17 protein-coding genes are annotated in these 19,937 nt (G+C 66.0%); 7 read left to right on the plus strand and 10 right to left on the minus strand.

The features are described 5' to 3' along the window. Nucleotides 1-19 precede the first annotated feature (19 nt). The gene (gene qcrA / locus AC1DES_RS09995) at nt 20-1,090 is read left to right on the plus strand and encodes a cytochrome bc1 complex Rieske iron-sulfur subunit (RefSeq protein WP_476895549.1); all 1,071 of its coding nucleotides are present in this window, start codon (nt 20-22) and stop codon (nt 1,088-1,090) included. Beyond that, on the plus strand, nt 1,068-2,747 hold the full coding sequence (qcrB, locus tag AC1DES_RS10000; protein WP_476895550.1) for a cytochrome bc1 complex cytochrome b subunit: 1,680 nt from the start codon (nt 1,068-1,070) through the stop codon (nt 2,745-2,747). The genes qcrA and qcrB overlap by 23 nt, the downstream gene beginning before the upstream one ends. A gap of 170 nt (nt 2,748-2,917) precedes the next feature. Here qcrB and AC1DES_RS10005 read toward each other — a convergent pair whose 3' ends face one another. Next, nucleotides 2,918-3,709: a GntR family transcriptional regulator gene (locus AC1DES_RS10005; RefSeq protein ID WP_476895551.1), complete on the minus strand. Its 792-nt coding sequence runs from the start codon at nt 3,707-3,709 to the stop codon at nt 2,918-2,920. A gap of 181 nt (nt 3,710-3,890) precedes the next feature. Between AC1DES_RS10005 and AC1DES_RS10010 the strand changes: the two genes are divergently transcribed. Beyond that, entirely contained in the window at nt 3,891-4,196 is a 306-nt protein-coding gene (locus AC1DES_RS10010) for an HPr family phosphocarrier protein (RefSeq protein ID WP_476895552.1), read from the plus strand. A gap of 150 nt (nt 4,197-4,346) precedes the next feature. Here the strand turns inward: AC1DES_RS10010 and AC1DES_RS10015 are convergent, their stop codons facing one another. From AC1DES_RS10015 to AC1DES_RS10035, 5 genes are all read right to left on the minus strand, one after another. Further along, nucleotides 4,347-4,748, minus strand: coding sequence for a cytochrome c oxidase subunit 4 (locus tag AC1DES_RS10015; protein ID WP_476895553.1), 402 nt, complete (start codon nt 4,746-4,748; stop codon nt 4,347-4,349). After that, on the minus strand, nt 4,745-6,466 hold the full coding sequence (gene ctaD / locus AC1DES_RS10020; protein WP_476895554.1) for an aa3-type cytochrome oxidase subunit I: 1,722 nt from the start codon (nt 6,464-6,466) through the stop codon (nt 4,745-4,747). The genes AC1DES_RS10015 and ctaD overlap by 4 nt, the downstream gene beginning before the upstream one ends. A gap of 10 nt (nt 6,467-6,476) precedes the next feature. Then, nucleotides 6,477-7,349 carry an aa3-type cytochrome oxidase subunit II gene (gene ctaC / locus AC1DES_RS10025; RefSeq protein ID WP_476895555.1) on the minus strand — a complete coding sequence of 291 codons (873 nt, stop codon included), beginning with the start codon at nt 7,347-7,349 and terminating at the stop codon, nt 6,477-6,479. A gap of 198 nt (nt 7,350-7,547) precedes the next feature. Then, nucleotides 7,548-7,937 carry a HesB/IscA family protein gene (locus AC1DES_RS10030; protein WP_476895556.1) on the minus strand — a complete coding sequence of 130 codons (390 nt, stop codon included), beginning with the start codon at nt 7,935-7,937 and terminating at the stop codon, nt 7,548-7,550. 171 nt (nt 7,938-8,108) lie between these two features. After that, entirely contained in the window at nt 8,109-9,539 is a 1,431-nt protein-coding gene (locus AC1DES_RS10035) for a M20/M25/M40 family metallo-hydrolase (protein ID WP_476895557.1), read from the minus strand. Nucleotides 9,540-9,644: 105 nt separating this feature from the next. Here AC1DES_RS10035 and AC1DES_RS10040 point away from each other — a divergent pair, with 105 nt between their 5' ends. After that, nucleotides 9,645-10,244, plus strand: a complete 600-nt coding sequence (locus tag AC1DES_RS10040) for a DUF3043 domain-containing protein (RefSeq protein WP_476895558.1) — start codon at nt 9,645-9,647, stop codon at nt 10,242-10,244. Nucleotides 10,245-10,349: 105 nt separating this feature from the next. Here AC1DES_RS10040 and AC1DES_RS10045 read toward each other — a convergent pair whose 3' ends face one another. Then, nucleotides 10,350-11,423, minus strand: a complete 1,074-nt coding sequence (locus AC1DES_RS10045; RefSeq protein ID WP_476895559.1) for a quinone-dependent dihydroorotate dehydrogenase — start codon at nt 11,421-11,423, stop codon at nt 10,350-10,352. Nucleotides 11,424-11,540: 117 nt separating this feature from the next. Between AC1DES_RS10045 and AC1DES_RS10050 the strand changes: the two genes are divergently transcribed. Together AC1DES_RS10050 and AC1DES_RS10055 are read left to right on the plus strand one after the other, a co-directional pair. Beyond that, nucleotides 11,541-13,247 carry an FAD-binding dehydrogenase gene (locus AC1DES_RS10050; RefSeq protein ID WP_476895560.1) on the plus strand — a complete coding sequence of 569 codons (1,707 nt, stop codon included), beginning with the start codon at nt 11,541-11,543 and terminating at the stop codon, nt 13,245-13,247. Nucleotides 13,248-13,256: 9 nt separating this feature from the next. Continuing rightward, on the plus strand, nt 13,257-14,249 hold the full coding sequence (locus tag AC1DES_RS10055; RefSeq protein WP_476895561.1) for an alpha/beta hydrolase: 993 nt from the start codon (nt 13,257-13,259) through the stop codon (nt 14,247-14,249). A 22-nt stretch (nt 14,250-14,271) separates the two neighbouring features. Here the strand turns inward: AC1DES_RS10055 and AC1DES_RS10060 are convergent, their stop codons facing one another. The 3 genes from AC1DES_RS10060 to leuA form a co-directional block, all read right to left on the minus strand. Continuing rightward, nucleotides 14,272-15,075 carry an isoprenyl transferase gene (locus AC1DES_RS10060; protein ID WP_476895562.1) on the minus strand — a complete coding sequence of 268 codons (804 nt, stop codon included), beginning with the start codon at nt 15,073-15,075 and terminating at the stop codon, nt 14,272-14,274. Between the two features lie 62 nt (nt 15,076-15,137). Then, nucleotides 15,138-15,890 carry a DNA repair protein RecO gene (recO, locus tag AC1DES_RS10065; protein WP_476895563.1) on the minus strand — a complete coding sequence of 251 codons (753 nt, stop codon included), beginning with the start codon at nt 15,888-15,890 and terminating at the stop codon, nt 15,138-15,140. Between the two features lie 98 nt (nt 15,891-15,988). Then, complete coding sequence (gene leuA / locus AC1DES_RS10070) at nt 15,989-17,728, minus strand: 2-isopropylmalate synthase (protein ID WP_476895564.1); 1,740 nt, start codon at nt 17,726-17,728, stop codon at nt 15,989-15,991. A 252-nt stretch (nt 17,729-17,980) separates the two neighbouring features. On the opposite strand from leuA, the gene AC1DES_RS10075 reads away from it, so the two are divergent. Next, nucleotides 17,981-19,933 (plus strand): M13 family metallopeptidase, encoded by a 1,953-nt coding sequence (locus tag AC1DES_RS10075; RefSeq protein ID WP_476895565.1) that lies wholly within the window; start codon nt 17,981-17,983, stop codon nt 19,931-19,933. The last annotated feature ends 4 nt before the right edge of the window (nt 19,934-19,937 follow it).

Here is a 19,937-nt window from a genome sequence, read left to right on the forward strand (position 1 = left end):
GAGAAGGATGAGGCGAATTATGGGCAACCATAGTGACGGCAGTCCGAGCCACTCGGGCACCGTAGCTACGGCTGGTCAGAATGAGGTGGAGAAGTTCCAGGATCCTGGAATTCCCCCGCACCGTTTGCGCCTGGCTGACACGAACCCGAGGGCCGCTAAGCGAGCAGAACGGCAGGTAGCCCTTCTTTTCGGGACCTCGGTCGTTGGCACCCTGATATTCCTGGTGGCGTACTTCGCCATCGACCTTGGAAGTGATTCCACGATCGCCGACATTCGGCTCCAGAATATACTTCTGGGTGTCGGCACCGCCTTCGCGATGCTCGGCATCGGCACCGGAATCGTCCACTGGGCCAAGGCACTCATGCCTGACCATGAGGTTTCGGAAGAGCGCCACGCGATCCGCACCGAGGAAGACCGCCTTGCTGCCGTCCGGATTGTGGACGACATCGTGGAGGAAACCGGCATCAAGCGCCGTCCACTGATCCGCAACACCCTTCTGGGCGCCGTCGCACTCGCTCCCCTGCCGGCACTTGCCGTCTTCGGTGATCTCGGTCCCCGTCCCGACGACAAACTGGCACACACGATGTGGGCGCCTGAGGGCGGCAAGCTCAAGCGGCTCACCCGGGACCCTGATGGCACCCCCATCAAGGCCACGGACGTCACCATCGGCTCCGCCTTCCACGTGATTCCGGAAGGCCTGAACGAGCTCCAGGAAGGCAAGCTGAACGCGAAAGCCAAGGCCGTCGTCCTGCTCATGCGCCTGAACCCGGACTCCCTCACGCCCTCCGCGGGCCGTGAAAACTGGAGCTACAACGGGATCGTCGCCTACTCGAAGATCTGCACCCACGTTGGTTGCCCTGTTGCCCTGTACGAGCAGCAGACCCACCACCTGCTGTGCCCGTGCCACCAGTCAACCTTCGACCTGACCCAGGAATGCAAGGTTATCTTTGGCCCGGCCAGCCGGCCTCTCCCCCAGCTGCCTATCGCAGTCGACGACGAAGGCTACCTGGTCGCTACCAGCGACTTCCATGAACCTGTAGGACCGAGTTACTGGGAGCGTGATGAGCATGAGCGCAACAACAACGCCTAATGCCCCCGCCTTCGTCGCCAAAACCAAGGGCGGCCGCATCACCGACTTCGTTGACGAGCGCGTCGGCGGATCTGGCATCCTCCGTGAATTTGGCCGCAAGGTCTTCCCGGACCACTGGTCGTTCATGTTCGGCGAAGTCGCGCTGTACTCGTTCGTCATCCTGCTCCTGTCGGGCACCTTCCTGACATTCTTCTTCGACCCGTCAATGGCCGAGACGCACTACGCCGGCTCCTACACGCCGCTGCGGAATGTCGAAATGTCCTCCGCGTACAACTCCTCGCTGGACATCTCGTTCGATGTCCGCGGCGGCCTGTTCATGCGCCAGGTGCATCACTGGGCGGCACTGCTGTTCGTAGCGTCAGTCTCGGTCCACATGCTGCGCGTGTTTTTCACGGGTGCATTCCGCAAGCCCCGCGAAATGAACTGGGTAGTGGGCGGCGTCCTGCTGATCCTCTCGATGGCTGCCGGCTTCACGGGCTACTCGCTCCCCGATGACCTGCTCTCCGGCAACGGCCTGCGCATCATCGACGGCGTCATCAAGTCCATTCCCGTGATTGGCACGTACATCTCGTTCTTCCTCTTCGGCGGCGAGTTCCCCGGTACGGCCATCATCAGCCGCCTGTACACGCTCCACATCCTGCTGGTGCCTGCGCTCATCCTGCTGATGATCGTGATGCACCTGTTCATGGTGGTCGTGCACAAGCACACCCAGTACCCCGGCCCGGGACGCAACGACGGCAACGTCGTGGGCTACCCACTCGGGCCGGTCTACGCGGCCAAGGCCGGCGGCTTCTTCTTCATCGTCTTTGGCGTCATTGCCCTCATGGCAGGGTTCTTCACCATCAACCCGATCTGGAACTACGGGCCGTACGACCCCTCACCCGTGTCCGCGGGCACGCAGCCTGACTGGTACATCGGTTTCGTTGACGGTGCCTTGCGCCTGATGCCGGGCGTGATCGGTAACTTCCACTTCGAGTACGTGATCTTCGGCCATGTGCTGACGCTGAACGTCTTGCTGCCGGCGCTGGTTCCGGCCGGCATCATCTTCACGGTGCTGTTCACGTACCCGTGGCTGGAACGCTGGATCACCAAGGACAACCGCGAACACCACGTGCTGGACCGTCCCCGGAATGCTCCCACGCGAACCGCAATCGGTGTTGCCGGCTTCACCTGGTACTGCGTGATGTGGGCCGCCGCCGGTTCCGACTTGATCGCCACGAACTTCCATGTCGCGCTGAACGATGTGACCTACTGGCTGCGTACCTTGTTCTTCATCGGCCCTTTCATCGCCTTCGCAGTCACGAAGCGCGTAGCCCTGGCCCTGCAGCGGAAGGACCGCGAAATCGCCCTTCACGGCCGTGAAACGGGACGCATTGTGCGCCTGCCGCACGGTGAGTTCATCGAGGTCCACGCCCCGCTGGACGAGTACAAGCGCTACAAGCTGGTCGGCTTCGAATCGCCGGTTCCGCTCCCCGCAGTGCCGAACGAACACGGCGTGGTGGACCGCAAGGAGAAGCGCCGCGCTATGCTGTCCCGCATGTTCTTCGAGGACCGTGTCGCTCCGGCCACTCCGGCCGAGCTTGAGACGGCCCATGGCCACCACGGCGGCCACGAGCCTATCGAGTCTGCAGAGTCCCAGAAGACCCTCAGTCACTAAGTAGCTCTTCGGTCAGTACAAGCAGTAGGCCCGGTCCCGGTGGGACCGGGCCTACTGCGTTTCCGGAACCGGCGCGGGGATCCTTCCCGCCCATATTCGTCCGCGGGCTGGGCCATCGGCGGCGCCGCGCTGCGTGGACAGGCGTGTTGCCTGGAGGGGCGTTGCCTGACTCAGGGGCGGTACCCGGAGGCATAGTTGCGGGTAGGACGCACGCCGGGGCGCTGCAGAGGCACCCAGAGCTTGTAGCGGTCGGCACGGTAATAGGACACCGAATAGTCGACCATGGCCCGGGCGACGAACGCGTGGCGCTGAATCTTCAGCAGCGGCGAACCGACCTCAACGTTGAGCAACCGCGCCGTTGACGGCGACGAGGCCGTCGCCTCGATCATGTCCTCGCCCCATTCCATCACGAGCCCGTACCGTTCACTCAGCACGTTATAGAGCGACGTAGGCGGCTCGCCGTCGAGCAGTCCGGGGACCCGGTGCGCCGGAATGAAGTTCTCGTCCACGCTCATGGGCTCGTTGTCGGCCAGCAGCAGGCGGCGAAACCGGACAACGGGCGTCCCCTCCTCCAACTGAAGTTCGCGGGCCAGGAAGGCACTCGCCCCGATCTGTTCGAAGCTGAGGACTTTGGCGGCCGGGACCATGCCGCGTCGCTGCATCTCTTCGCTGTAGGACGTCAGTTTGACCTGGAGATCGAGCTTGGGTTTGCGGACAAAGGTGCCAAGGCCCACCACACGCTCGATCACCTCCTCGCCCACAAGGGCGTCGATGGCCTGCCGGACGGTCATGCGGGCGAGCCCGAACCGCTCCGCGAGATCGCGCTCGGACGGCAAGGCAGAACCGGGCGGACAGGCAGCCACGATGTGGGACCGAAGGATTTCCCGCAGCTGGACGTAGATGGGCACGCCGCTTTGCCGGTCGATCTCGCCGCCCATCCGTGCAGCGTTATTGGACGCCATGGTTCCGCCGGGAGAATTCGCTCATATATCAAGGGTAGGGCAAGCCCAGGTCAGGTCTAGACCACTCCGGCCGGGGCTGTCGTCCCTGCTGCTCCCCCGACGCTACCCTTGGAGGAACGGAGGGACCGCGCGCTGAAGCGCCGCCACAACCCTCGACGTATGGGATGACAGAGGAGGCCCGTTGCCGACACGGAACGCTACCGTCCGGGCAGCCGTAGGCCTCCACGCGCGGTCCGCCGCAGTGTTTGTCCGGGCCGTCACGGCCACCGGGCTCCCGGTCACCATCAGCAAGGATGGAAAGCCCGGCGTCGACGCCCGCTCGCTGCTGGAGGTCATGACGGAAGACTTCCACTGCGGCTGCAAAGTCGCACTCGCCGTGGCCCTCGACGCCCTGCCGGCCCGTTACAGCCCCGCTGACGCCGTGCGTGCCCTCGAGGACCTGGGCGCACTGCTGGAGTCGCCCAGCACCCCCCGGGCGTCCGCGTAGGAGGCGCCCACGGCGGCGCGGCAAGCGCCCGGCGACGCTGCCGGCGTCGTCCGGCCCGGCGTCGTCCGGCAGGCGGCACAAACGACGGCGGGCCCCACCATTGGTGGGGCCCGCCGTCGTTTGCGCTATGAAATTAAGTCCTGCAGGACGCTAGTGTGCGTGGTCGCCGCGGCTGTACTCGTAGACCCAGCCTACGAGTGCGACGATAGCGAGGCCACCGGCAATGAACGTGATCCAGAATCCCACGGCGAGGCCGAGGAATCCACCGGCGCATGCCAGGCCCAGGACCATCGGCCACCAGCTCCACGGGCTGAAGTGGCCCTGCTCGCCGGCTCCTTCGTGGATCTCGGCGTCGCTGCGGTCCTCGGGGCGCATGCCGACGCGTCGGCCGGTGAACCCGAGGTAGGCGCCAATCATGCCGACCAGTCCGCCAACCAGCAGGATCGCCAGGGCACCGACCCATTCCGACCAGTGGGTCAGGTAGCCATAGATGAACGCCATCGGGACGAAGAAGAAGGCACCGAGGCCAAAAATCCTTGATTCGATCTTCACTTTGCGGTGTCCTTCTGGTCGGCGTTACCGAGCGCTGCTGCTGCCGGGGAAGGAGAGTCAGCGGTGTAAGACAGGGAGAGCTCCGGGTGGTGGAGGTCCAGGGCAGGACGCTCCGAGCGGATGCGCGGCAGTGAGGTGAAGTTGTGCCGCGGGGGCGGGCAGGATGTAGCCCACTCCAGGGAGGCGCCGAAGCCCCACGGGTCATCGACTTCAACGCGTTCGCTGCTGCGCCAGGTGATGTACACGTTCCAGAGGAACGGGATCATCGAGGCGCCGAGAACGAACGAGGAGATGGTGGAGAACTGGTTCATCCAGGTGAAGTTGTCCTGCGGCAGGTAGTCGGCGTAGCGGCGGGGCATGCCCTCGACGCCGAGCCAGTGCTGGATCAGGAACGTGCCGTGGAAGCCCAGGAAGAGCATCCAGAAGTGGATCTTGCCGAGGCGTTCGTTGAGCATCTTTCCGGTCCACTTCGGCCACCAGAAGTAGAACCCTGCGAACATCGCGAACACCACGGTGCCGAAGACGACATAGTGGAAGTGTGCCACCACGAAGTAGGAGTCCGAGACGTGGAAGTCCAGCGGCGGCGAGGCCAGGATGATGCCCGTCAGGCCGCCGAACAGGAAGGTCGCCAAGAAGCCGATACTCCAGAGCATGGGTGTCTCAAAGGTGATGGAGCCTCCCCACATGGTGCCGATCCAGTTGAAGAACTTCACGCCGGTCGGAACGGCAATCAACATCGTCATGAAGGAGAAGAACGGCAGCAGTACCGAGCCGGTGACGTACATGTGGTGTGCCCACACGGTGACGGAAAGCGCGGCAATGGAGATCGTTGCGTAGACGAGGCCCTTGTAGCCGAAGATCGGCTTCCGGCTGAACACCGGGAAGATCTCCGAGACGATACCGAAGAACGGCAGCGCGATGATGTAAACCTCGGGGTGGCCGAAGAACCAGAACAGGTGCTGCCAGAGGACGGCGCCACCGTTGGCGGGGTCGAAGATGTGCGCCCCGAAGCGGCGGTCAGCGCCGAGTGCGAACAGTGCGGCGGCCAGCGGCGGGAAGGCCATGAGGACGAGGATTGCCGTCACGAGAACGTTCCAGGTGAAGATCGGCATGCGCCACATGGTCATGCCCGGGGCGCGCATGCAGATGATCGTGGTAATGAAGTTGACCGCGCCAAGGATGGTGCCGAAGCCGGACAGGGCCAGGCCGAAGACCCAGAGGTCGCCGCCGATGCCGGGGCTGAACGTCGTGTTGGACAGCGGGGCGTAGGCGAACCAGCCGAACGACGCCGCGCCCTGGGGTGTGATGAACCCGGAGACGGCGATGGTGGAGCCGAAGAGGAAGAACCAGAAGGCGAGGGCGTTCAGGCGTGGGAAAGCGACGTCGGGCGCGCCGATCTGGAGCGGCATGATGACGTTGGCGAAGCCGGCGAACAGCGGCGTTGCGAACATCAGGAGCATCACCGTGCCGTGCATGGTGAAGAGCTGGTTGTACTGCTCTTTGGTCTGCAGGATCTGCATTCCCGGTTCGAAGAGCTCGGCGCGCATCAGCAGCGCCATGATGCCGCCAAGGCAGAAGAACACAAAGGAGGCAATCAAGTACATGTACCCGATCGTCTTGTGGTCGGTTGAGGTGATCCAGTTGACGACGATGCGTCCCTTGGACCTGGGTACTACGGGAGCCTCGAGGACCCCGGCGGATTGAGTGTAAGTTGCCACGTCGCTCCCCTTACTTGGTTTCGGTCGGGACCGGGTTGCGGTCGTACTCGTCACCGAGCAGGCCGGTGTTCCCGTCCTGGCGCAGCTGGTTCAGGTGGGTGTCGAATTCTGACTGGGAGACAACCTTGACGCGGAACAGCATTTCCGAGTGGTACTCGCCGCAGAGTTCGGCGCACTTGCCGTCGTAGGTCCCCTCCTTGGTGGGGGTGAACCTGATGTAGTTCGTCTTGCCGGGGATCACGTCCCGCTTCTGCAGGAACGCCGGGACCCAGAAGGAGTGGATGACGTCGCGGGCGTTCAGTTCGAGGTCGACCGACTTGTTGACCGGAAGGTAGAGCGTGGGAAGCTTTTCCTTGTCCACCTCGTTGCCGGTCAGGTGCGCCTGGACGCCGGCTTCGTGGACGTCGCCCGTGATGACGTCGCCCTTCTTGTAATTGAAGTCCCACGCCCACTGCTTTGCACGGACGTCGACCGTGACGTCGGCGGGCTTGGAGCGGTCATCGATTGACTGGACGTCACGGTCGGTGAAGTAGAAGAACACCAGGACCATGAACAGCGGGATGGTTAGGTAGAAGACCTCCAGCGGCAGGTTGAAGCTGCTCTGCCGGGGGAATCCTACGGTGCCCTTCCGGCGCCGGTACGCGACGATGCACCAGATCATCAGGCCCCAGGTGATGATGCCGACGACCAGCGCGGCAATCCATGAGTTGACCCAGAGGTCCATGATGGTGCCAGTGTTGCTGGTGGTGTCACGCTCGGTGGGCAGCCACCCCTTCTGTACCTCTGGTGAACATCCAGTCAAAGCCAACGCGCCGGCTAGTGCCAAGCCAGTGATCGTAGTGATCTGTTTGCGTCGGCTGCCGGTTCGGTTCTGCGAACTCACAGACGGCCCTTCCTACTTGTTGCTGTCGCCCTACCGCCATTGACGGCCAGGGCACACGAAAAGTTTTACTACTCGGTGTAGAGCTTACCGCTCCCCGGGAGTTTTCGCCCACATGTCCGCACCGTGCGTCGGGACCCATTTTTTGGGTCCCCGCTACCGGAATCCGGACGGCACTAAGGCCGGGCAGTATGCCCGGCCTTAGTGGAAGGAATCACCGCAGGCGCAGGAGCCGCCGGCATTCGGATTGTCGATCGTGAACCCCTGCTTGGAGATGGTGTCCTCGAAGTCGATGCTGGCCCCGCTGAGGTAGGGGACGCTCATCTTGTCGACGACTACTTCGACGCCGTCGTAGTCGCGGACGGCATCTCCGTCGAGGAGCCTCTCATCGAAGTAGAGCTGGTAGATCAGGCCGGAACAACCGCCGGGCTGCACGGCGACGCGGAGGCGCAGATCAGTGCGGCCTTCCTGCTCGAGGAGGCTGCGGACCTTGCCGGCCGCGACATCGGTCAGCTGGACCTCGTGGGTGGCCAGGTCACCGGCCGCCGTGACGGTGCTGTCGGCGCTGTTTTCATTGGTTGTAGTGCTCATGGCCTACCTTCTTGCAACGGTGGTGGCGGCTCCGCTCTCACGGCGCCCGCCCCTACTTAAACGGTATGGGCTACAGCTACATGCTACGTCGATCAGCCCTGTAGCTCTAACTCCTGACGTAACCGTCGCAGCCGGCTGGATGTTCCCCCGGAATACACGCCGGCCGCCCGGTCAGGCCGCGCCTTCCTCGTTCAGGCGTGCCAGCAGGAGCGCCTCGGCGATGATGGCGTTCCGGAAGTCGCCCAGGTGGAGGGATTCGTTGGCGCTGTGCGCGCGGGAATCCGGGTCCTCCACCCCGGTCACCAGGATCTGCACGTCAGGGTACAGATCTGTCAGGTCGGCGATGAAGGGAATGGAGCCCCCGATCCCCATCTCGACCGCCGGTACGCCCCACGCCTCCCCGAGGGCCCACATGGCAAGGCTCGCGGCCTTGGAGGCCGTGTCTGTCAGGAACGAGTTGCCGCTCTCCCCCGGGGTGAATACCACTTCGGCGCCGAAGGGCGCGTGGGACTGAACGTGATTCCGGACGGCTTCCATGGCGGCCGCCGGATCCTGGCCGGGGGCCAGCCGCATGCTGAACTTGGCACGGGCCCGCGGCAGCAGCGTGTTCGAGGCGACATCCACCGCGGGGGCGTCAAAGCCGATGATGGACAGTGCGGGCTTGGTCCACATCCGTGAGGCAATGCTGCCGGTACCGGCGAGCTTCACGCCGTCGAGCACGGAGGCATCCGCGCGGTATTCGGCTTCGGTGAGGTCAACGTCGACGTCGTCCCGGCTAACCAGGCCTTCAATAGCCACGCTGCCCTCGTCATCGTGCAGCGTCGCGATGAGGCGGGCGAGAAGCGTCGGAGCATCCAGGACGGGGCCGCCGAACATCCCGGAGTGCACGGCGTGATCCAGGACCCTGACCTCGATGGTGCCGTCCACGAGGCCGCGCAGGCTCGTAGTCAGGGCCGGCACTCCGACCTTCCAGTTGCTCGAGTCGGCGACGACGATCACGTCCGCGCGCAGCATTTCCCGGTGGGTCTCAAGGAAGGTCCGGAACGTCGGCGATCCGGCTTCTTCCTCTCCTTCGAAGAAGAACGTCACTCCAAGGCCCAGCTCATCCCCCAGCACCCGGGTCACTGCGGAGTAGGCTGCAATGTGGGCCAGGATGCCGGCCTTGTCGTCCGCGGCACCGCGGCCGTAGAGGCGTCCGTCGCGTTCGACGGCGGTGAACGGCCCGGTTTCCCACAGCGCAAGATCGCCGGTGGGCTGCACGTCGTGGTGGGCATAGAGAAGGATGGTCGGCTTGCCCTCGGCGGCGGGACGGCGCGCGACGACGGCCGGCCCGCCGGGGGTGCCATCCTCCTTGTCGCAACGGAGGATCCGGACGTCGTCGAAACCGCTGGCTCGCACGAGTTCGGCGACGGCATCGGCGCTTCGGTTCAGCGGGGCCGGGTCGAAGCTCGGCCAGGCGATGCCCGGGATCGCGACGAGGTCCTTCAACTGGCTGATCGTCTCATCGAACGATTCGGTGACGGCGTGACGGAGGGCCCCGGCGTCGAAGTTTCCGACGTGGGCGGTGGTGGACTGCGGGTTCCCCGCGGTTGATGAAGTCATGGCGAAAAGACTACCCGCGTCCGGAATCACCGCAAACAGCCCCTCGGCCGCCTGACGCGGTGTGGGCTGGGTCTCGCGCCCGCCGGCGCGGGGTATTCTTTAGGGGTGTTTGGACGTAAAAAGGAAGCGCCATCGGCGCAGGACGTAGTTGACCAGCAGGCCGCCGGGGCAGCAGCCCGGGGCGCCGCCATCGGCAAGGGAGCACCCACGCCAAAGCGCAGTACGCAGGTGGCCGCCCGCAAGCGCCCGCTCGTGCCGGAAGACCGCAAGGCATCCAAGGCCGCGGAACGCACGGCCATGCAGGACCAGCGGCTCAAGATGCGGCAGGCCATGGACACCGGGGATGAGAAGTTCCTGCCGCTGCGGGACAAGGGCCCGCAGAAGCGCTTCGCCCGCGACTTCGTCGACGCACGCTTCAGCCTGGGCGAGTACCTCATGTTCGGCGCCCTCGTCTTCGTGGTCGTCTCGCTCCTCGTCCCGGCCTCCAGCGACCAGATGATCTATGTGCTGGGCGCCTTCTGGGTCATGTTCCTGGCCGTCTTCGTGGACGTCTTTATCCTCTCCCGCAAGCTCAAGAAGCGCCTGGCCGGGAAGTTCGGCGATGTCGAGCGCGGCACCGTCTGGTACGGCTCGATGCGCTCGCTCCAGTTCCGCCGCCTCCGGCTGCCCAAGCCCGTGGTCAAGCGCGGCGAGTTTCCCGCCTGACCCGGCACCCCACACCCGACGTCCCCGGGCGGCCCTGCACCAGTGCGGACCGCCAACAGAAAGCCCCGGCAGTCAACTGCCGGGGCTTTCTTGTGCCGGGGTGCCTCAGCGCCGGCTTGGATGCTTCGCCAGCAGGCGGTTGATGCGTGCAGCCCAGAAGGGCCCCTCGTAAAGGAACGCCGTGTATCCCTGCACCAGGGTGGCGCCTGCGTCGAGCCGCTCCTGGACATCCTGCGCGGACTCGACGCCGCCGACGGAGACCAGGGCGAGGTCACCGTTGCAGGCGGCCTTGAGCCGGGCAAGCACTTCCAGGGATCGCTTCTTCAGGGGCGCCCCGGAGAGGCCGCCCGCACCGCAGGCCTGCACCTTGTCCGGGCTCGAGACGAGTCCGGTGCGGGCGATCGTGGTGTTGGTGGCAATGATGCCGTCCAGCTTCAGGTCCAAGGCGAGGCGTGCGACGTCGTCGATGTCCTCGTTGCTCAGATCCGGCGCGATCTTCACCAGCAGCGGCACGTGGCGGCCGGCGGCCTTGTCGGCTTCCTCCCCCACTGCCATCAGCAAGGGGCGCAGCGTCTGGACGTCCTGCAGCAGCCGGAGCCCGGGAGTGTTCGGGGAGCTGACGTTGACAACGAGGTAGTCCGCGGCTGGTGCAAGGCTGCGGGCGCTGATGAGGTAGTCCGCGACCGCGTCCTCAAGCTCGACGACCTTGCTCTTGCCGATGTTGATCCCGATCACCGGACGGACGGCAGGGTGGCGGCGCTGCAGGGCAGCCCGTGCGGACTTGAGGCGCGGCGCAACTGCGGCGGCGCCGTCGTTGTTGAACCCCATCCTGTTGATGACGGCCCGGTCCTCGACAAGGCGGAACAGCCGCGGTGCCGGGTTTCCCGGCTGGGCTTCTCCGGTAATGGTTCCGACTTCCACGTGGCCGAAGCCGAGCTCGGTCAGCGCCTCGATGCCGTGGCCCTCCTTGTCGAAGCCGGCAGCCAGCCCGAAGGGTGACGGGAACGTCAGGCCAAAGGCCTGCGTCTGAAGCGAGGCCGCGGGGGCCGTGAACTTTTGCAGCACCCGTCCGGCGCCGCAGCTGTGGGCCAGGCGGATGGCCTTGAAGCCGATCCGATGGGCGCGTTCGGCGTCCATCCACGAAAAGGCCAGCCTGAAGAATGTCGGGTATACGCGCATGGCTCTAGTTTTGCCGTTCGGACCGCCCAGACCAAACCCGCACTCCGGTCCCCCCGCCTGTGTGACCGCCCGGCGGCGCAACGAGCCGCCCTGGTGGCGGAGCGTTAGCATGAAGCCATGACCAGCAATGATGGTGTCACGACGGATATCCGCAGCACTCCAGGGCCCCTGATCGAAGCTGATGTGGTTGTCGTGGGCGCAGGGCTCGCCGGGCTTGTGGCCGCGGCGCAGGCGTATGCGGCCGGCCGGCGGGTGGCTGTCCTGGATCAGGAGCCTGAGGCGTCCGTGGGCGGCCAGGCGCACTGGTCCTTCGGCGGACTCTTCCTGGTCAATTCCCCGGAGCAGCGCCGGTTGGGCGTCAGGGACAGTGAGGACCTGGCCCTGGCCGACTGGCTGTCCTCTGCCGGATTTGACCGGCCGGAAGATGAGCTTGCGCGGGACTGGGCTGAGGCTTACGTCAATTTCGCGGCCGGGGAGAAACGCGCGTGGCTCTCCTCGCTCGGCGTGCGGCTCTTCCCTCTCGTGCAGTGGGCAGAACGTGGCGGCTACGGTCCCGACGGCCACGGCAACACCGTGCCGCGCTTCCACGTCGCATGGGGCACCGGACCGGCCCTCGTGGCCCCCTTCCTGGCAAAATTGCGCGAAGGCGAGGCCGCCGGCCGAGTGGCCTTCCATTTCCGGCACCGCGCGACGGAACTCGTGACGACGGCGGGACGCGTAAGCGGCGTGCGGGGCGAGGTCCTTGAGCGCAGCGGCGCAGCACGCGGCGAGGAGTCGTCGCGGGGCATCGCAGGCGGTTTCGAAGCTTCGGGATCGGCCGTGGTGGTCACGACCGGAGGCATCGGCGGCAACCACGGGGCTGTGCGGAAGCAGTGGCCGGGACAGCCCACGGGCCACGGAGCGCCGGAGGCCATGCTGAGCGGCGTGCCGGCCTCCGTGGACGGGGACTTCCTGCCCGCCGTAGCCCGGACCGGTGGCAGGCTCATCAACGGTGACCGGATGTGGCACTATCCGGAGGGCATCCACAACCATTCCCCGGTGTGGCCGCGGCACGGCATCCGGATCCTGCCCGGCCCGTCCGCCCTGTGGCTGGACGCAACGGGGCGCACGCTCCCCGCTCCCCTCTTTCCGGGATTCGACTCCCTCGGCGCCCTCCGGCACATCCTGGGCACCGGCCACTCCTATTCGTGGTTTGTGCTCAACAAGACCATCGCCACGAAGGAATTCGCCCTCTCGGGTTCGGAGCAGAACCCCGATCTCACGGGCAAGGACGTGCGGCTGCTGGCCTCACGGCTCCGGCGCGGCAGCGACACGCCGCTGCAGCGGTTCCTGGATCGCGGGGTGGACTTCCTCCAGGCCGGCACGCCTGCGGAACTGGCGGAGCGGATGAACCGGCTTACCGGCGCGCAGCTGATTGAACCGGCGGCGTTGGACCGGCTCCTCCGCTCCCGCGACCGGCAAGTAGTCAGCGGCCTTGGCAAGGACCCGCAGCTGGCTGCCATCCGCGCCGCCCGCCGCTTTGCCACCGACAAGATCATGCGTGTGGCACCTCCGCACCGGATGCTCGATCCCCGCCACGGCCCCCTGATCGCGGTCCGGCTTTCCGTCCTGACGCGCAAGAGCCTGGGCGGGATCCAGACGGATCTGCGGTCGCGGGTCCTGGACTCCACCGGGCAGCCCGTGCCCGGACTTTTCGCCGCAGGTGAAGCTGCCGGGTTCGGCGGTGGCGGCATCCACGGCTACCGCGCGCTCGAGGGTACGTTCCTCGGCGGATGCCTCTTTTCCGGCCGCTCGGCCGGCCGCGCTGCGGCGTCGGCCGTCTAGGTGGGCACCATGGACTGGCAGACGGACATCCTGGGCGAGGATTTCCAGGCCTGCGCGTTTCAGGCAGCCGGACCGGACGGCGTCCAGCGGACGGCCACCCTCGTGCGGCATGTCCCCGGCGGCCGTGACCACCCGGGCGGATTCCCGCGGCGGGCGGTGCTGTTCCTGCATGGCTGGAGCGATTACTTCTTCAACGAAGAACTCGCGGAGTTCTGGACGGGCCAGGGATTCGGGTTTTTCGCCCTGGACATGCACAACCACGGGCGGAGCCTGCGCCCGGGCACCCACGGCGGCTACGTCGCCGATCTTGACGACTACGACGCCGAGATCACGGCGGCCTTGGGCATCATCGGTTCGCTCCGCCCGGAAGGGTCACCCTCGCCGCTCCTGACCCTCATGGGGCATTCCACCGGGGGCCTCATTGCGGCGCTGTGGGCCAGCCGGCACCCGGGGAAGGCCGCCCAGCTGGTCCTCGACAGCCCGTGGCTGGAGGTGCACGGCAGCCCCGCGCTGCGCCGCGCCGCCCGGACGATGGTGGAGCCCTTCGCGCGGCTCTGGCCCGAATCCGTCATCCGCCTCCCTGAGCGGGCGTTCTACTGGCGCAGCATCAGCAGCTCGGCCGAGGGCGAATGGGCCCTGGATGAGACGTACCGGCCCCCGCATGCCTTCCCGGTCCGCGCCGGCTGGCTCAGTGCCGTGCTCGCCGGCCAGGCCAAGGTGGCGCGCGGGCTCAACATCGACGTCCCGATCCTCGTGCTCATCTCGGGCGCCAGCGCCAACGGGATGTTCTGGAGGGAGTCGATGCGCCGCATGGACGCGGTCCTGGATGTCAATACCATCGCCCTCCGCGCGCTCAGCCTGGGCCGCACCGTGACGCTGGAGCGGATCGACGGCGCGCTGCATGACGTGTTCCTGTCCGCGCCACGCGTGCGCGCCGACGCCTATGCCCGGCTCGCCCGCTGGATCCGGGCCTACGTCGCGGACGGCAGCGACGTAGGATGACGGCCCGGGACCAGGATCTGGATTAGGCCACCGGGCTGCCGGCCGCGGCGTCGATCGCCCCGCCATAGCGGCGGTCCCGTTTCGCGTAGATCTCGACGGCGTCCCACAAGGTGCGCCTGTCCACGTCCGGCCAGAGCGTATCCAGGAAGACGAATTCGGCGTACGCGGACTGCCACAGCATGAAGTTGGACAACCGCTGCTCGCCGGAGCTGCGCAGGAACAGGTCAACATCCGGAAGGTCGGGTTCGTCCAGGTACTTCTGGATGGTCTTTTCGGTGATCGCCCCGGGCTTGAGGCGCCCGGCTGCCACTTCCCCGGCGATCGCGGACACGGCGTCGGCGATCTCGGCACGTCCCCCGTAGTTAACACACATGTTCAACGTGCAGGTGGTGTTGCCCCGGGTGTAGTCCTCGGCTTCTTCGAGCTCGCGGATCACCGAGCCCCACAGCTTCGGGCGGCGGCCGGACCATCGGATGCGGACGCCCCACTCATCGAGCTGGTTCCGCTGGCGACGCAGCACGTCCTTGTTAAATCCCATAAGGAAGCGGACTTCTTCCGGAGAGCGGCGCCAGTTTTCGGTTGAGAAAGCGTAGACGCTGACGTGCTCGATTCCGAGCTCGATCGCGCCGGCCATGACGTCCAGCAGGGCCGGCTCACCGGCCTTGTGTCCTTCGATCCGTGGCAGTCCCCGCTGGTTTGCCCACCGGCCGTTGCCGTCCATGACGATCGCGACGTGCCGCGGAATCAACTCAGCGGGGATGGCAGGGGGCACCTCGCCGGAGGGGTGCGGGTAGGGGGCGGCCACCGGGGTGCTGCGCTGCCGCACCGGGCCCTGTTTTCCCGCATTCTTTTCCAGGTTCCTGCCTAAATTTCTTCCCAGGGCCACAGTTAGGTTCGCTCCACATGTTTGAGGGATTTCAGGACACGTTCAAGATGCCACTGCAGGTAGCCGGCGACGAGGCCGGCTGCTTCGCGGCGGTGGACCGGTTCGGAGGAATCCGCCGCCGTCCAGTTTCCCGTCAGCAGCGCGCCCAGCAGGAGGACTGTTTCCGCGGCGGGTGCCGGGGATCCCGGCGGACGGCACTCGGGGCATACCATGCCGCCAAGCGGGGCAGAGAAGGCGTTGTGCAGCCCGGGCGCGCCGCAGCGCGCGCAGTCCGTGAAGCTCGGGGCCCAGCCTCCGGTGGACAGGGCACGCAGCAGGTAGGAATCCAGGATCAGCTCCGGCGCGTGGTCGCCCCGGCTCAGCGACGCCAGCGCGCCAACGAGCAGGTTGTACTGGGCGGTTCCGGATTCGCCGTCAACGTCGGTGAGTTTCTCGGCAGTTTCGGTCATCGCTGCTGCCACGGTGTAGCGGCCGTAGTCGGCGGCAATGTTGCCGCCATAGACTCCCTTGGCGACGGCCTGGGTGACTATGTCCAGACTGCGCCCGGAAAGCAGCTGGAGGTCGGCAACCATGAAGGGCTCCAGCCGGGCGCCGAAGCGGCTACTGGTGCGCCGGACCCCTTTGGCGACTGCCCGGACCTGGCCGTGGTGCTTGGTCAGCAATGTGATGATGCGGTCCGCTTCGCCCAGCTTGTGGGTGCGCAACACAACGGCGTCGTCGCGGTAGGTGCGCGCTGCAAAGGATTGTTGGGCCACAGTTAATCTTCGCACTGTCTTTCGGGAAACACGGCAAGGGAACGCGCTGCGCCGCCGGGACGTCCCGCCGGCGCAGCGCGCGGAGTCTCAATCGGCGGTCAGCCGCGGACGTCCCGGATGGCCCGGTTCACGGCCGAGATGACGGCCTTGAGCGAGGACGTGGTGGTGTTGGCGTCGATGCCGACGCCCCACAGCACCCGTTCCCCCACCGCGCATTCTACGTACGCCGCGGCGAGGGCGCTGCCGCCTTCGGACAGGGCATGCTCGGTGTAGTCGAGCACCCGGACGTCGACGCCGTCTTCACGCAGGATGCCCAGCAGTGCCGCGATGGGCCCGTTTCCGGTTCCGGAGCGGCGGACCTGGGTGCCGTCCACCTTCAGTGCGGCGGTCAGGGTCATCGTGCCGTCCTCATCGGATTCGGTGCTGACGGCGCCGAGGGCGTACCGCCCCCACTGCTGGTCCGCGGAGCCGGACGGCAGGTACTCGTCCTGGAAGACCTGCCAGAGCTGGGCGCCGCTGACTTCGCCGCCGACCGTGTCGGTCCGCTTCTGGATGACGCCGGAGAACTCGATCTGGGCGCGGCGTGGCAGGTCCAGGCTGTGCTCGTTCTTGAGCAGGTAGGCCACACCGCCCTTGCCGGACTGGGAGTTGACACGGATGACGGCCTCGTAGCTGCGTCCGAGGTCCTTCGGATCGACCGGCAGGTACGGGACCTGCCAGGTGTAATCGGCGACGTCCTTGCCGGCAGCGGCGGCATCTTTTTCGAGGGCTTCCAGGCCCTTCTTGATGGCGTCCTGGTGCGAGCCGGAGAACGCGGTGAAGACGAGGTCACCGCCGTAGGGGGAACGCTCGGCGACCGGCAGCTGGTTGCAGTACTCCACCGTGCGGCGGATTTCATCGATGTCGGAGAAGTCGATCATGGGGTCCACGCCCTGGACGAACATGTTCAGGCCCAGCGTTACGAGGTCCACGTTGCCGGTCCGCTCGCCGTTGCCGAACAGGCAGCCTTCAATCCGGTCCGCCCCGGCCAGATACCCCAGCTCGGCGGCGGCGACCCCGGTGCCGCGGTCGTTGTGCGGGTGCAGGGACAAGATGATGCCCTCGCGCGGGTGCAGGTGGCGGCTCATCCACTCAATGGAATCGGCGTAGACGTTGGGCGTGGCCATTTCCACCGTGGCGGGCAGGTTGATGATGACCTGGCTGTCGGCGGATGCCTCAAAGACGTCGGCGATTGCGTTGCAGACCCGGACTGCGTATTCGAGTTCGGTCCCAGTGAAAGATTCCGGCGAGTACTCGTAGGTGATGTGGGTGTCGGCGAGGGTCTCCTCGTACTTCTTGCACAGCCGGGCGCCCTGGAGCGCGATATCCAGGATGCCGTCCTCGTCCTGGTTGAAGACCACACGGCGCTGCAGGACCGACGTCGAGTTGTACAGGTGGACGATGGCCTGCCTGGCGCCGACGAGGGACTCATAGGTCCGCTCGATCAGGTGCTCGCGGGCCTGGGTCAGGACCTGGATGGTGACGTCGTCCGGGATGTGGTTGCCCTCGATCAGCAGCCGGACGAAGTCGAAGTCAGTCTGGGATGCCGAGGGAAAGCCGACCTCGATCTCCTTGTAGCCCATACGGACGAGCAGCTTGAACATTTTCATCTTGCGGGCCGGGCTCATGGGGTCGATCAGGGCCTGGTTGCCGTCCCGCAGGTCTACGGCGCACCAGCGCGGGGCCTTCGTGATGACCTTGTCAGGCCAGGTGCGGTCCGGGACGTCAACCGTGATCATGTCCTGGAACGGGACGTAGCGGTGGACCGGCATTCCTGAGGGTTTTTGTGCGTTTCGCATTACTATCGGGGCCTTTTCTGTGATTCCTGCTAAAAGGGTGGCCGGGCAACACAAACTCCGCAGCGAGGGTGGGCCTTGCGCTAGATCGCGTCTAAAGCCTCGCCGCGGCAGCTAAGAAGGAGCAGTTCTGCGCGCACCTTTTCACAGTAACACGGGTGCGTAAGATGAAGGAGCCATACCAGCGCAACGTCCACCATGCAGACCTCGGACCGCCACCGGCCCGGTGCCGGCCCGCCTCTCAAAGGAGAATCCGTGCCACTTTCGGGGATCGACCTGTCCTATATCGACGCCACCGTCCGGCCGCAGGACGACCTGTACCTCAACGTCAACGGCGGCTGGATCAAGAGCTCCGCGATTCCCGACGACCGCGCAGTTGAGGGCGCCTTCACCGCCCTCCGCGATGCCTCGGAGCTGGCCGTGAAGGACATCATCGAACAGGCCGCCGGAAAAGGCGACGATGCCACGGGAATCGAGCGGAAGATCGGCGACCTCTACAACAGCTTCATGGACGAAGCGGCTGTGGAGGCCAAGGGCCCGGAGCCGATCCGGAACCGTCTTGCTGAGGTGTTCGCCACGACGTCAATGACCGAACTGATCATGCTCGCAGGCCGCCTGTTCCGTGCCGATGTTCCGGGACTTTTCTACATCTACCCGGCCCCGGACGCCGGCAACCCGGACCGGATCCTGCTGTACACCGGCCAGGGCGGGCTCGGCCTTCCGGACGAATCCTACTACCGGGAGGAGAAGTTCGCTCCCGTGGTCCGGGCCTACCGCGAACACGTCCAGGCGATGTTAGCCCTGGCAGGTGTGGCCGACTCCGGAGCCGCCGCCGGCCGTGTGGTGGAACTGGAGACTTCCCTCGCCTCGCACCACTGGGACAACGTCACGTTGCGGGATCCGCAGAAGACCTACAACCTGAAGTCCGCCGATGAGGCGGGACACCTCTTTCCCCTCCTCGCCACGTGGTTCGACGCGGCCGGCATTGCGGCCGAAAAGCGCGCCGAGATCGTCGTAAGCACACCGGAGTTCTTCGCCGGGGCCGCATCCCTGCTCGACACGGTGCCTCTCGCCACGTGGCAGGAGTGGCTCGCCCTGCGTGTCATCGGCGCGGCAGCACCGTACCTCTCCGCGGAGTTCGTGGACGCGAATTTCGCGTTCTACGGCACCACCCTTAGCGGCACCCCGCGCAACAAGGACCGCTGGAAGCGCGGCGTCGCCGTCGTCGAGGCCGCCCTCGGCGAGGCGGTGGGCCAGATCTACGTCGCCCGGCATTTCCCGGAAACGCACAAGGCGCGCATGCAGTCGCTCGTCGCGAACCTGATCGAGGCGTACCGGCAGTCCATTACCGGACTGGCCTGGATGGGCGAGGACACGAAGCTGGAGGCGCTCAAGAAGCTCGAGTCCTTCCGGTCCAAGATCGGCTACCCGGAGAAGTGGATCGACTATTCGGCAGTGGAGATAGATCCGGCCGATCTGCTGGGGAACGTGGAGCGCGCGCACAACGCCGACGTCGACCGGCACCTCGACGAGGTCGGCAAACCCGTGGACCGGGAGAAGTGGCTCATGACCCCCCAGACGGTCAACGCCTACTACCATCCGCTGCTCAATGAGATCGTGTTCCCGGCCGCCATGCTCCAGCCGCCGTTCTTCACCGCTGACGCCGACGACGCCGTGAACTACGGCGGCATCGGTGCCGTGATCGGCCACGAGATCGGCCACGGCTTCGACGACCAGGGCTCGCAGTATGACGGCCGCGGCCTGCTCAGGAACTGGTGGACCGGGGAAGACCGTGCAGCGTTCGAGGCACTGACGTCGAAGCTCGTGGCGCAGTTCGACGCGCTCTCCCCCAGCGCCGCGCCCGGGCATAATGTCAACGGCCGGCTGACCCTGGGCGAGAACATCGGCGACCTTGGCGGCCTGACCATTGCGTACAAGGCGTACCTCATCAGCCTCGAGGGGGCAGAGCCGCCCGTACTGGACGGCCTTACCGGCTACCAGCGGTTCTTCGCCTCATGGGCTGCCAGCTGGCGGCAAGTCATGCGGACTGAGGAAGCGATCCGCCGGCTCGCCACCGACCCTCATTCCCCCAACGAGTTCCGCACTAACGCCATTGCGAAGAACCTCGACGCATTCCATGCGGCCTTCGGCGTCACCGAACACGACGGCATGTGGATGCCGGCCCAGGAGCGCGTCAGCATCTGGTAACCAT

Source organism: Arthrobacter sp. 05T442 (genome assembly GCF_056395945.1).